The organism is Pseudomonas sp. NBRC 111143, from assembly GCF_001320965.1.
Classification (GTDB): domain Bacteria; phylum Pseudomonadota; class Gammaproteobacteria; order Pseudomonadales; family Pseudomonadaceae; genus Aquipseudomonas; species Aquipseudomonas machongensis.
Genome location: NZ_BCBT01000016.1, coordinates 22,824 through 36,098, shown reverse-complemented (window position 1 = coordinate 36,098; position 13,275 = coordinate 22,824). Strand labels below are relative to the sequence as shown.

The window sequence follows — 13,275 nt, the reverse complement described above, 5'->3', positions numbered from 1 at the left end:
TCAACCCACGCTGCGTTCTTGGCCTTCGTGGGGCAACTGCCCCACCGGGCAATCGGCTACGCCGACCGTACGCCGGGTGATGCGCTCGACATTCTCCTGGGCTTTCTGCGCATCCAGTACCCAGGTGCGGTAGAACTCGAAGGGACAGTCGGCCACGCCCTTGTCACCGTCGCCAGAGTCGAACACCCCGGTGTAGCCGCGGTGCAGCAACTTGAACAGGTGGTTCTGCGACTGGTCGTTGGCACGTGCATCGCGGATCTGCGAGATCGACAACTGGGCGTACTGGATACCCATCTCCTCTTCACCACACTCCCCCAGGGTACGGCCATCGAAGCCGATGATCGCCGAATGGCCAAAGTACGAGTACACGCCATCGAACCCCGCGGCGTTGGCCACCGCAACGTAGCAGTTGTTGGCCCAGGCCATGCTCTTGGACATCTGCACCTGCTGCTCCTTGGCCGGGTACATGTAGCCCTGGCAGCGCACGATCAGTTCGGCACCCTTCATCGCGCAATCGCGCCAGATCTCCGGATAGTTGCCGTCGTCGCAGATGATCAGGCTGATCTTCATGCCCTTGGGGCCGTCGCAGACATAGGTGCGATCGCCCGGGTACCAGCCCTCGATGGGGCACCAGGGGATGCACTTGCGATAGCGCTGGACGATCTGCCCCTGGTTGTCGATCAGCACCAGGGTGTTGTACGGCGCCTTGTGCGGGTGTTCCTCGTGACGCTCGCCGGTCAGGGAAAACACCCCCCAGGTGTTGGCCTCGCGGCAGGCCGCCGAGAAGATCGCAGTTTCCTCGCCCGGTATGCTCGCGGCAGTGGCCATCATCTCGTCGTGGTCGTAGAGGATGCCCATGGTGCTGTACTCGGGGAAGACCACCAGGTCCATGCCTGGCAACCCCTGCTTCATGCCCTTGATCATTTCGCCGATCTTGCGGGCGTTATCGATGACTTCGGCCTTGCTGTGCAGGCGCGGCATCTTGTAGTTCACGACAGCAACGCCGACGGTGTCGGGGCTGCTGGAAATATCGCCGTGGCGCATGAAAACGAACCTCGTTCAGTGGCTGATCATCCAGGGCCGCGGCCCGGTCTTGCTCTTGAGGCCGAGTGGGTTGGCCTTGGTCGGCTCCACCGCCTTGCTTGGCGAACAACAACCACAGCCGGCCGGATGGCGCCGCTGCTGGTACTCGGCGACGGTCTGCGGCGCATGGGCGCTGCGTTCGTTGGTGGCGATGGCCTGGCGCTGGCTGGCGGACAGGGTGGCCAGTGCCGGCGCCGATACCTGCAATCCGCCGGCGGCCGTGCCGCAATACGGGCACTGGCACGGCTCGTGGCGCTGGGCGATCGGTCGCAGCATGCTGAAGGTGCCGCACTCGGGGCAGGCATATTCGTAGGTCGGCATGGCGGCGCCTCCTTACAGGTCCGGGGCGATCGGCAGATCGACGCTGCCGTCCAGGTGACTGGTCGGGCCGCTGGCGCTGGGATTGATGTCGAAATCGAAGATCTCGGTCGGCAGCCACAGGGTGGCGCAGGCGTTGGGGATGTCCACCACGCCGCTGATGTGCCCCTGCACCGGCGCCGAGCCCAGCAAGGCGTAGCCCTGGGCCGGGGAATAGCCGAACTTGGTCAGGTAATTGATGGCGTTCAGGCAAGCCTGGCGATAGGCGACGTTGACGTCCAGGTAGTGCTGCTGGCCGCTTTCATCCACCGAGATGCCCTCGAAGATCAGGTAGTTCTTGTAGTTCGGGGTAATCGGGCTGGGCTTGAATACCGGGTTCCTGATGCCGTACTTGGCCATGCCGCCCTTGATCAGCTCGACTTTCATGTGCACCCAGCCGGCCATCTCGATGGCGCCGCAGAAGGTAATCTCGCCATCGCCCTGGCTGAAGTGCAGGTCGCCCACCGACAGCCCGGCACCCTTGACGTACACCGGGAAGAAAATCTTCGAGCCCCGCGACAGGTCCTTGATATCGCAGTTGCCGCCATGCTCGCGCGGCGGCACGGTGCGCGCGCCGGTGGCGGCGGCATCGTCACGGGCCTGGCCCTTGAGCTTGCCCATGTGCGCGGTGGCGGCCAGCGGCGGGTTGGCCAGCGGCGGTACGCGGGTGGGGTTGGTGTCGATCAGTTCCTGCTCGCGGCGGTTCCAGGCGGCGAGCATCACCGGGTCTGGCAGGCAACCGATCAGCCCGGGGTGGATCAGGCCGGCGAAATTCACCCCAGGGATGTGCCGGGAGCTGGTGAACATACCCTTGAAATCCCAGATCGCCTTCTGTGCGCTGGGGAAGTGATCGGTGAGGAAACCGCCGCCGTTCTGCCGCGAGAAGAAGCCGTTGAAGCCCCACATCGAGTCGGCCTTGGCGCCGATGTCGAGCAGGTCGACGACCAGCAGGTCACCCGGCTCGGCGCCCTGCACGCCCACCGGGCCGGACAGGTAATGCACGGTCGACAGGTCGACATCGCGCACATCCGAGGCATCGTCGTTGTTCTTGATCGCCCCGGCGGTCCAGTCGTAGGTCTCGAGGATGAAGTCATCGCCCGGCTTGACCCAGCAAGCCATGGGGATGTCCGGGTGCCAGCGGTTGTGGATCTGCTCGTTTTCGGTGGCGGGCTGGTTGAGGTCGACTTTGATCAGGGTATCGGTCATGGCAAAGCTCCTGGACAGTAAGGTTTAGTGCATTGCTGACAGTCTTGAACGCAGGTGCGGATCGGCCAATACGTCGGATGACGTAGCAGGCCCGCTACACCGAGAGGTAACGGCTGATGGTGGCTTCGTCGACGTTGGCGCGGGTCTCCTCGATCACGAAGCGGCCCTTCTCGATCACCAAAAAGCGGTCGGCAATCTCGAGGGTGAACGACAGCACCTGCTCGGAGACCACGATGGTCAGGTCGCGCAGGTCGCGGATCTCTTTCAGGGCGCGGGCGATGTCCTTGATGATCGACGGCTGGATGCCCTCGGTCGGTTCATCGAGCAGCAGCACCTTGGGGTTGGTCGCCAGGGCACGGGCAATCGCCAACTGCTGCTGTTGTCCGCCGGAGAGGTTGCCGCCCTTGCGTGCGCGCATGTCATGAAGCACCGGAAACAGTGCATAGAGGTCCTCGGGCACCTGGCCCTTGGCCGAGGCAGGCAGACCGGTCTGGATGTTTTCCAGCACGGTCATGCTGGGGAAGATCATCCGTCCCTGGGGCACGTAGGCAATGCCGTGCTCGACCCGTTCATGGGTGTCCAGGCCGGAGACTTCCCGGCCATCGACGCTGACCTGGCCGCGCCACTGTGGCAGCAGCCCCATCAGGCTCTTGAACAGCGTAGTCTTGCCCATGCCGTTACGCCCCATCACGGCGACGATTTCGCGCCTGGCCACCGCCAGGTCGAGGTCGTGGAGGATCTGGCTCTGGCCGTAGCCACAGGACAGTTGCTTGACGTTGAACATGCCGGCTTCCTCAGTGGCCCAGATAGACTTCGACGACCTTCGGGTTGTTCTGCACCGCCTCCATGCTGCCTTCGGCCAGGACCTTGCCCTGGTGCAGCACGGTGACCTTGTGCGCGATGCTCTTGACGAACTCCATGTCGTGCTCGATGACCAGCACCGACCGGCCCTGGCTGATGCGCTTGAGCAGCTCGGCGGTCTGTACCCGCTCACCTACGCTCATACCGGCGACCGGCTCGTCGAGCATCAGCAGGTCCGGGTCCTGCATCAGCAGCATGCCGATCTCCAGCCATTGCTTCTGGCCGTGGGACAGCAGGTCGGCCTGCTGCTCGAGCAGGTCACCGAGAAAGATCTCCCGCGCCACCTCCTCGACCCGCGCCACGACCGCCGCACTGCGCTTGAAGAACAGCGCGCCGAACACCTTGCGCCCGGCCGGATACGACATCTCGAGGTTCTCGAACACCGTGAGGTTTTCGTAGATCGACGGGTTCTGGAACTTGCGCCCGACCCCGGCGCGCACGATGTTGAACTCGCGCATGCGGGTCAGCTCCTTGCCGTCGAACAGGATGCTGCCGCTGGTGGCGCGGGTCTTGCCGCAGATCAGGTCGAGGACCGTGGTCTTGCCGGCTCCGTTGGGGCCGATCACCACGCGCACCTCGTTGCGGTCGATGTACAGGTTGAGGTTGTCCACGGCCTTGAAGCCGTCGAAGGATACGGTCAGGCCCTCGATGGCCAGGACCGGTTTCTTCATCTCGAAACCGATGGGGCTCATGGCTGGGTCTCCATGGAAGCAGGTTCAGGTGCAACGCTCGGTGTGCCAGGACGGCTCGCCGGCGCCACGGCCTCGGGTACAGGTGCCGGTCGTGGTGTACGTCGCAGCCAACGTGCCAGGGCCTGGCGCCCGTTGCTGTCCCACAGCCCGGCCAGGCCGTTGGGGAAGTACATGACCACGGCGATGAACAGCCCGCCCATCAGGTACAACCACAGCTCGGGGAGCGACTCGGAAAAGTAGGTCTTGCCGTAGTTCACCAGCAGCGCGCCATACACCGCGCCCAGCAGTGACATGCGCCCGCCGACAGCGGTGAAGATGACCATCTCGATAGAAGGCACGATGCCGACGAACGAGGGCGACATGAAGCCGACCTGCAGGGCGAACATCGCCCCGCCAATGGCCGAGAACGCCGCAGCGATGCAGAACACGAAGATCTTGAAGGTCGCCACGTCGTAACCGGAGAACCGGACCCGCTCCTCCTTGTCGCGCATCGCCATCAACAGCCGGCCCAGCTTGGACCTCAGCACGAAGCGGCCAATGAAGATGCAGCCGAACAGCAGCGCGGCGTTGATGAAGTACAGGATCAGCTTGGCGCTGTCGGTACGCAGGTCCCAGCCCATCAGGGTCTTGAGGTCGGTGATGCCGTTGACGCCACCGGTCAGGCCCTGCTGGCCGATGATCAGCACGGTGACGATCAGCGCGATGGCCTGGGTGACGATGGAGAAGTACACGTCGCCCACCCGCCGCTTGAACAGCGCCATGCCAATCACGAAGGCCAGCAGCACCGGCACCAGGATCACCGCCAGCAGGGTGAAACCGAAGCTGTTGAACGGCACCCAGAACAGCGGCAGCTCGGTGAGCTGGTTCCAGTCCATGAAGTCGGGGATGCCCGGCGTGGTCTGGATCTTGGTGCTGACCGGGTCGGAGGCTTCAAGCTTGAGAAACATCGCCATGCAGTACCCGCCCACGCCGAAGAACACCCCCTGCCCCAGGCTGAGGATGCCGCCGTAGCCCCAGCACAACACCAGGCCCACGGCAACGAAGGCATAGGTCAGGTACTTGCCCACCATGTTCAGGCGGAAGGCGTCCAGGGTCAGCGGGAACACCACGAAAATCAGCAGCGCCAGCAGCGCCACGCCCAGCAGGTTGGGCTTGCCTGCCAGCATCTTGTCCAGAACGTTCATCGGCTCGCCTCTACTTGCGCACTTTGATGGAGAACAACCCTTGCGGGCGCAGCATCAGGATCAGGATCACCCCGGAGAGGGTCAGCACCTTGGCCATCGAGCCGCTGAGGAAGAACTCCGAGATCGATTGGGTCTGGGCGATGACGAAGGCCGAGGCCATGGTCCCGAACAGGCTCTGCGCGCCGCCGAAGACCACCACCAGGAAGGTGTCGACGATGTACTGCGCGCCCGAGGTGGGGCCAGTGGAGCCAATGGTGGTGAAGGCCGCGCCGGCCACCCCGGCCACGCCGCAACCCAGGGCGAACGTCATGCGGTCGACCTTGCGCGTGTTGATGCCCACCGCCCGGCTCATCAGGCGGTTCTGCACCGTGGCGCGCACATGCAGGCCCCAGCGTGAGCGATACAGCAGCACGAAGATGGCCGCCGTCAGCAACACGGTCAGGGCGATCATGAACAGGCCGTTGCGCGGAATCTCGATGGCGTCGGTGAGGTTGAACGAGCCCATCAGCCAATCCGGCGGCGTCGCACTGACCTCACGGGCGCCGAACACCGAACGGAAGGTCTGCTGCATGACCAGCGACAGGCCCCAGGTCGCCAGCAGCGTATCGAGCGGGCGCTTGTACAAGCGGCTGATCATCGCCCACTCCACCAGCCAGCCGATGGCACCGGCGACCAGGAACGACAGGGCGATGGCGAAGAAAAAGTAGTACGGCTGGAAGCCCGGGGCGAAGTGGCTGGTCAGGCTGGAGCAGACGTAGGTGGTGTAGGCGCCGATGGTCAGGAACTCGCCGTGGGCCATGTTGATGACCCCCATCTGGCCAAAGATGATCGCCAGCCCCAGTGCCATCAACAGCAGCACGCAGAACACGGACAGGCCGTTGAACCCCTGCATCGCCGCGATGGCACCAAATTCCGATAGCCATTCCATGATGATGGTCTCCTGCTGTGGGATGGGAGCGCCGCGCCCCGGCATGCCAGGGCGAGGGCCGAGGGATTACTGGTAGCCCTTGGGGAAGGGGTTCGGCTCGATCAGGTCGGACTCGTAGACCACCTTGAACTGGCCGTTGGGCTGCACTTCGCCGATGCGCGTCTTGCTCCACAGGTGATGGTTCTCGTGCACCTTCACGTAGCCTTCCGGTGCAGTGGTGAGCTCGATGCCTGGCGAGGCGGCGACCACCTTGTCGACGTCGAAGCTGCCGGCCTTCTCCACCGCGGCCTTCCACAGCCATGGGCCGAGGTAGGCGGCCTGGGTCACGTCGCCGATCACCGCGTCCTTGCCGTACTTGGCCTTGAAGGCCTCGACGAAGGCTTTGTTGTTGGGGTTGTCGAGGCTCTGGAAGTACTTCATCGAGGCGTAGAAACCGGCCATGTTCTCGCCGCCGATCCCCAGCAGTTCGTCCTCGGTCACCGACAGGGTCAGCAGGGTCTGCTTGGCCGCGTTCACGCCGGCGGCGTTGAGTTGCTTGTAGAAGGCCACGTTGGAGCCACCGACCACGGCGGCGAACACCACGTCGGGCTTCTTCAGCTTGACCTTGTTGATCAGCGAGCCGAACTGGGTGTTGCCCAGTGGGTAGTAGTCCTCGCCGACCACCGTGCCGTGCAGCACGTTCTCGATGTGCTTGCGCGCGATCTTCATCGAGGTGCGTGGCCAGATGTAGTCCGAACCGACCAGGTAGAAGGTCTTGGCGCCCTTGGTCTTGGCGATCCAGTCGAGGCTGGCGAGGATCTGCTGGGTCGCCTCCTGGCCGGTGTAGATGACGTTCTTGGACTGTTCCAGGCCTTCGTAGAAGGTCGGGTAGTACAGCAAGCCGTTCTCTTTCTCGAAGATCGGCAGCACGGCCTTGCGCGAGGCCGAGGTCCAGCAGCCAAACACCGTGGCGACCTTGTCGTTGACCAGCAGCTTCTTGGCTTTTTCGGCGAAGGTCGGCCAATCGGAGGCGCCGTCTTCCTGAACCACCTTGATCTGCCGACCCAGCACGCCGCCTGCGGCGTTGATCTGCTCGATGGCCAGGCGCTCGGCCTGGATCGAACCGGTTTCGGAAATCGCCATGGTGCCGGTGGCCGAATGCAACTGGCCGACCGTGACTTCGGTGGCAGTGACGGCCAGGCCGGTGCTATTGGCCTCGTCGGCCAGTGCGCCCTGGCTGAACACGCTCGCCGCCAGCAACGACAGCGCGGCGGCGCCCAGCGCCAGGCGGCGCGGCAACAGACCTTTGGTGCGGATCAATCGTGGTTCCATGCTGCTACTCCTATGCGGTGGTGGCACCAGCATGGAGCTGCACGACAGCGACAGGTATACGCAGCCTGACGTAGCGGCGTACGTCATTTGACGTAGGGTGAATTGCACCAGCATGGGGCAGGATGCCGGGGCGACTGTCTTTGTGGGTCAATGCCGGCCTCTTCGCGGGTTTACCCGCGAACAGGCCACCAGGGTATTGAACGATCAGCGCGCGCCCTGTGGTAGCGGCTCCGACAATCCCAGGGCATGAAACTTGCTCGATTCCCAACCACACCCGCCAGGCACGGACCGCCACCACCGCAGGAGCCACCTCACCGTGCCAGCCCCCGGTACCCAGCGCATCGCCAAGATCCGCCGCGACTACAACCGCTGGGTCGCCGACGAGACCATGGAGGACTACGCCCTGCGCTACACCCCCAAGTCGTTTCGCAAATGGTCGGAAACCCGCATCGCCAACACCGCCCTGGGCGCGGTGTCGTTCCTGGCCCTGGAAGCGATCGGCGGGGTACTGGCGCTGAGCTATGGCTTCACCAACACCTTCTGGGCGATCCTGGCGGCGAGCCTGGTGATCTTCTTCACCGGCCTGCCCATCAGCTACTACGCCGCCCGCTACGGTGTGGACATGGACCTTCTGACCCGGGGCGCCGGCTTCGGTTACATCGGCTCGACCATCACCTCGCTGATCTATGCCAGCTTCACCTTCCTGTTCTTCGCCCTGGAAGCGGCGATCATGGCCCTGGCCCTGGAGATGTACTTCCACATCCCGCTGGCCTTCGCCTATGTCATCTGCTCGCTGCTGGTGATTCCGCTGGTCGCCTATGGCGTGACCCTGATCAGCCGCCTGCAACTGTGGACCCAACCCCTGTGGTTGGTGCTGCTGGTGCTGCCCTACCTGTTCGTGCTGCTGAAGAACCCCCAGGCCTTCAGCGACTGGACCAGCTTCCAGGGCCGTAGCGCCAGCGGCGGCGATTTCAATCTGCTGGCGTTCTGCGCCGCCTGTACCGTGGCGCTGTCGCTGGTGACGCAGATCGGCGAGCAGGTCGACTACCTGCGCTTTCTCCCCGAGAAGACCGCGGCCAACCGCAAGCGCTGGTGGGCCGCACTGCTGTGTGCCGGCCCCGGCTGGATCGTCCCCGGCGCCCTGAAGATGGCCGGCGGCGCCTTCCTGGCGTTTCTTGCCCTGCAGCACGAAATCCCCATCGAACACGCCGCCGAACCCACGCAGATGTACCTGGTGGCCTTTCATTACGTGTTCGCCTCACCGGAGTGGGCACTGGGGGCGATGGTGCTGTTCGTGTTCGTCTCGCAGATGAAGATCAACCTGACCAACGCCTACGCCGGCTCCCTGGCCTGGTCGAACTTCTTCGCCCGGGTCACCCACAGCCACCCTGGGCGCGTGGTATGGCTGGTGTTCAACGTGGCGATCGCCCTGATGCTGATGGAACTGGGCGTGTTCGATGCCATCGAGCAGGTACTCGGGCTCTACGCCAATATCGCCACGGCCTGGATCGGCTCGGTGGTCGCCGACCTGGTGATCAACAAACCCCTGGGGCTGTCACCGAAACACATCGAGTTCAAACGCGCGCACCTGTACGACATCAACCCGGTGGGCGTCGGTTCGATGCTGATTGCCTCACTGCTGTCCATGCTCGCCCACGTCGGCCTGTTCGGCGCCCTGGCCCAGGCCGCACCGCCGCTCATCGCCCTGGCCACGGCGCTGCTGGCGACCCCCGTGCTGGCGGTGCTCACGCGCAGCCGCTACTACATCGCCCGCAGCAGCGACCCGCTGCAGTTGCAGCCTCTGACACCGCTCACCCAGGTCACCTGCGGCCTGTGCAGCAACCCGTTCGAAAGCGCCGACCTGGCGTTCTGCCCAGCCTACGCTACGCCGATCTGCTCGTTGTGCTGTTCGCTGGACGCCCGTTGTGGCGACCGCTGCAAACCTCCACAGGCACGGCTGTCGGCACAGTTCGAGAGCCTGCTGCGCTGGCTGCTGCCCAACACCGAACTGCCGCGCCTGCACACGCGCCTGATGCACTATCTCGGCCTGCTGCTGGTGTTGATCCTGCTGCTCAGCGGCGCCCTGGCACTGATCTACGGCCAGGCCTCGCAGGCCCTGCCCGTCTCGGCCCAGGCCACCCTGCAACAAGCGTTCTTCAAGGCCTTTCTGGTGCTGTCGGTGCTGGCGGCGATCCTCGCCTGGTGGACCGTGCTGACCCGCGAGAGCCGCCACGTGGCCCAGGAAGAGTCGAACCGCCAGACCCAATTGCTGATGCAGGAGATCGCCGCGCACCGGGTCACCGACCAGGCCCTGCAGGACGCCAAGGAAGCCTCCGAGGCCGCCAATGCGGCCAAGAGCCGCTACATCACCGGGTTGTCCCACGAGCTGCGCACGCCGCTCAACAGCATCCTCGGTTTCACCCAGGTCCTGCAGCGTGACGCGGCCATGCCGGCCCAGCACCAGGATGCTCTGGCGACCATCCTGCGCAGCGGCTCGCACCTGTTGTCGCTGATCGACGGCCTGCTCGACGTGGCCAAGATCGAGGCCGGCAAGCTGCGCCTGGAGCAGACCGAGATCCCCTTCCCCGAACTACTCCACGACCTGGAGCTGATGTTCACCCCGCAAGCACGCGACAAAGGCCTGCGCTTTCACCTGGAGCCGCTCGGTGCGCTACCGGCGGTGGTACGCGGCGACGAGAAACGAGTGCGGCAGATCCTCATCAACCTGCTCGGCAATGCGGTCAACTTCACCGACAGCGGTGAAGTGCGTCTGCGTGTGGGCTACCTGCGCGAAACTGCGACCTTCGAAATCATCGACACCGGCATCGGCATCGACCCTGGCCAGCTCGAGCGACTCTTCCAGCCATTCGAGCGCGGCGACCTGATGCGCCAGGACAAGGGGGTTGGCCTGGGCCTGACCATCACCCGCATGCTCACCTCGCTGATGGGCGGCGAACTGCAGGTGCGCAGCGAGCGGGACAAAGACACCTGCTTCCAGGTGCGCCTCTATCTGCCCCAGGTGCGCGCACCGCAGGCGGTGGTGCACGTGGCCCACGACATCATCGGCTACGACGGCCCCCCGCAGCGCGTGCTGGTGGTGGACGACCACGTCGACCACCGCAAGGTGCTCAGCGGCATGCTCACGCCGCTGGGGTTCGAGGTGGTGCAGGCCAGTAATGGCCATGAAGCGATCCGCCAGGTCGCCCTGCTCGGCCCGGACCTGATCCTCATGGACCTGTCGATGCCCGGCATGGATGGCTGGGACACCAGTCGGCTGATCCGTCGCAACGCCTTGTCCAAGGCTCCGATCATCGTCATCTCGGCCAACGCCCTCAACGACGAGCGCGCCCTGGCCAGCACCTGCAACGACTACCTGGCAAAGCCTGTGCGCACCCCCGACCTGCTCGAGCGCATCCAGCGCCAGCTCGGCCTGCAGTGGCGCCGCCGCCAGGCCACAGGCGCCTGCACGCATCGCGTGTTGCCGGCCTACGCCGAACTGGTGGCCCTGGGCGAGCTCAGCGCCATCGGCCATGTGCATGGCATCAAGGCCCGGCTCGATGCAATCCAGGCCGAGGCGCCCGAGACGGCAGCCTTCCTCGACACGCTACGCCCGCTGCTGCGGCAATTTCGCCTGGACGAACTCACCCGCACCCTCAAGGAGGCCGAAGATGAATGCGCTGACCACCGCCCCTGAACCTGGCGTCGTGCTGATCGTAGACGACACCCCGGACAACCTCGCGCTGTTGTCCGACGCCCTCAACGACGCCGGACACATGGTGCTGGTCGCCCTCGATGGCCTGAGCGCACTGAACCGCATCGAACGCCGACGCCCGGACCTGATCCTGCTCGATGCGATGATGCCGGGCCTGGACGGTTTCGAGACCTGCCGGCGCATCAAGGCGCAGCCCGCCAGCAGCGACATCCCGGTGCTGTTCATGACCGCCCTCACCGAAAGCGCACATGTGGTGCAAGGCTTCGAAGTCGGTGGCAGCGACTACGTGACCAAGCCGATCCGCATCGACGAAGTATTGGCCCGCGTTGCCGCCCATCTGCGCACCTCTCGCTCGTTGCTGTCGGCACGCGCAGCCTCGCAGCCTGCGACCCTGAGCCTGGACGATGCGCCGGCCAGCCGGTTGCTGTCGGCGCGTTTCCAGTTGACCGGACGCGAAGTCGAGGTGCTGCGCTGGGTGGCCTGCGGCAAGACCAACCGCGACATCGGTACCATCCTCGACCTGAGCCCACGCACCGTGAACAAGCACCTGGAGCATGTGTACATCAAGCTGGGGGTGGAAACCCGTACCGCTGCCACCGCGGTGGTGCTGGCGGCGCTGAGCCGCGATGGCAGCACCCTGGACAATGTGCCTGCCTGAGCGGGCCTCGTTGCGGACAAGTCGGGGCGCCGAACCGTCGCTCCCACAAAGGACGGAGGCCCCCGCGACAGGGTCGGTACCTCAGCCCAGCAGCACCTGCTGGATGCGCTCCAGCCCCCAGTCCAGCTCCTCGCGGCTGATGCACAGCGGCGGCGCGATGCGCAGCACGGTCTCGTGGGTTTCCTTGGCCAGCACGCCCAGCGCCATCAGTGCCTCGCAGTATGGCCGCGCAGGGCGATCCAGCTCGATCCCGACCCACAGCCCACGGCCACGGATATCACGCACGAACGGCACGGCCATCTCACGCAAGCGCTGTTGCAGGTAGGCGCCAAGCTCGGCACTGTTGTGCGCCAGTTGCTCGTCTTCCAGCACGCGCAGCGCCTCCAGGCCTACCGCTGCCGCCAGCGGATTGCCGCCGAAGGTCGAACCATGGCTGCCAGCATCGAACAGGTCCATCAGCGCATGGTCGGCGATGAACGCCGAGACCGGCAGGATCCCGCCGCCCAGCGCCTTGCCGACGATCAGGCCATCCGGGCGAATGCCCTCGTGCTCGAAGGCGAAGGTCTTGCCGGTACGCCCAAGGCCGGACTGGATCTCGTCAAGAATCAGCAGGGTGTTGGTGGCGTCGCACAGCTCGCGCAACTGACGCAGGAACCCTTGTGGCGGCACGCGAATGCCGGCCTCGCCCTGGATCGGCTCGATCAGCACGGCGCAGGTATCCGGACCGATGGCTGCACGGAAGCTATCGATATCGCCGAAGGTCGCCGTGTCGAAACCGTCGCTGAACGGGCCGAAGCCATCCCTGTACTGCGGCTCGGTGGAGAACCCGACGATGGTAGTGGTGCGACCATGGAAGTTGTCGGTGGCAGTGACGATACGCGCCTTGTCACGGGCGATGCCCTTGACCCGATAGCCCCAGCGACGCGCGGCCTTGATCGCGGTCTCCACCGCCTCGGCACCGCTGTTCATCGGCAAGGCGGCCTCGAAGCCTGCGATCTCGCACAGGGCTTCGAGGAAGTGACCGAGGGTTTCGGAGTGGAAGGCTCGCGATACCACGCTGACCTTCTGCAACTGCGCGATGGCGGCAGCGACGATGCGCGGGTGGGCGTGGCCATGGCTGACCGCCGAGTAGGCCGACATCATGTCCAGATAGCGCTTGCCGTCGCAGTCCTCGACCCAGACACCCTGGGCACGGCTGATGGCCACCGGCAGCGGCGAGTAATTGTTGGCGCCGAAGCGCTGTTCACGGTCGATGATACGGGTGATGTTCATGAAAACTCCTG

The 13,275-nt window shown here is 64.8% G+C and carries 11 protein-coding genes; 2 read left to right on the top strand and 9 right to left on the bottom strand.

The features are described from left to right. The 8 genes from APH44_RS11325 to urtA all read right to left on the bottom strand — a co-directional run bounded on the left by APH44_RS11325 (position 1) and on the right by urtA (position 7,622). Positions 1-1,044, bottom strand: coding sequence for an aliphatic amidase (locus APH44_RS11325; protein WP_054892783.1), 1,044 nt, complete (start codon positions 1,042-1,044; stop codon positions 1-3). Between the two features lie 15 nt (positions 1,045-1,059). Further along, a complete protein-coding gene (locus APH44_RS11320; RefSeq protein ID WP_054892782.1) occupies positions 1,060-1,404 on the bottom strand; it encodes a zinc ribbon domain-containing protein in 345 nt (114 codons plus the stop codon). 12 nt (positions 1,405-1,416) lie between these two features. Next, positions 1,417-2,646, bottom strand: coding sequence for a formamidase (gene fmdA, locus APH44_RS11315; RefSeq protein WP_054892781.1), 1,230 nt, complete (start codon positions 2,644-2,646; stop codon positions 1,417-1,419). 94 nt (positions 2,647-2,740) lie between these two features. Next, positions 2,741-3,430 carry an urea ABC transporter ATP-binding subunit UrtE gene (gene urtE, locus APH44_RS11310; protein ID WP_054892780.1) on the bottom strand — a complete coding sequence of 230 codons (690 nt, stop codon included), beginning with the start codon at positions 3,428-3,430 and terminating at the stop codon, positions 2,741-2,743. A gap of 10 nt (positions 3,431-3,440) precedes the next feature. Further along, positions 3,441-4,199, bottom strand: coding sequence for an urea ABC transporter ATP-binding protein UrtD (gene urtD / locus APH44_RS11305; RefSeq protein WP_054892779.1), 759 nt, complete (start codon positions 4,197-4,199; stop codon positions 3,441-3,443). Next, a complete protein-coding gene (urtC, locus tag APH44_RS11300) occupies positions 4,196-5,383 on the bottom strand; it encodes an urea ABC transporter permease subunit UrtC (protein ID WP_054892778.1) in 1,188 nt (395 codons plus the stop codon). Before urtC ends, urtD begins: the two co-directional genes overlap by 4 nt. A gap of 10 nt (positions 5,384-5,393) precedes the next feature. Beyond that, positions 5,394-6,311, bottom strand: coding sequence for an urea ABC transporter permease subunit UrtB (gene urtB / locus APH44_RS11295; protein WP_054892777.1), 918 nt, complete (start codon positions 6,309-6,311; stop codon positions 5,394-5,396). 66 nt (positions 6,312-6,377) lie between these two features. After that, positions 6,378-7,622: an urea ABC transporter substrate-binding protein gene (urtA, locus tag APH44_RS11290; protein ID WP_054892776.1), complete on the bottom strand. Its 1,245-nt coding sequence runs from the start codon at positions 7,620-7,622 to the stop codon at positions 6,378-6,380. A 316-nt stretch (positions 7,623-7,938) separates the two neighbouring features. On the opposite strand from urtA, the gene APH44_RS11285 reads away from it, so the two are divergent. Beyond that, on the top strand, positions 7,939-11,316 hold the full coding sequence (locus APH44_RS11285; protein ID WP_054892775.1) for an ATP-binding protein: 3,378 nt from the start codon (positions 7,939-7,941) through the stop codon (positions 11,314-11,316). Beyond that, entirely contained in the window at positions 11,291-11,992 is a 702-nt protein-coding gene (locus tag APH44_RS11280) for a response regulator (protein ID WP_054892774.1), read from the top strand. The genes APH44_RS11285 and APH44_RS11280 overlap by 26 nt, the downstream gene beginning before the upstream one ends. An 81-nt stretch (positions 11,993-12,073) precedes the next feature. Here APH44_RS11280 and rocD read toward each other — a convergent pair whose 3' ends face one another. Beyond that, positions 12,074-13,264, bottom strand: coding sequence for an ornithine--oxo-acid transaminase (rocD, locus tag APH44_RS11275; RefSeq protein WP_054892773.1), 1,191 nt, complete (start codon positions 13,262-13,264; stop codon positions 12,074-12,076). Between the last annotated feature and the right edge of the window lie 11 nt (positions 13,265-13,275).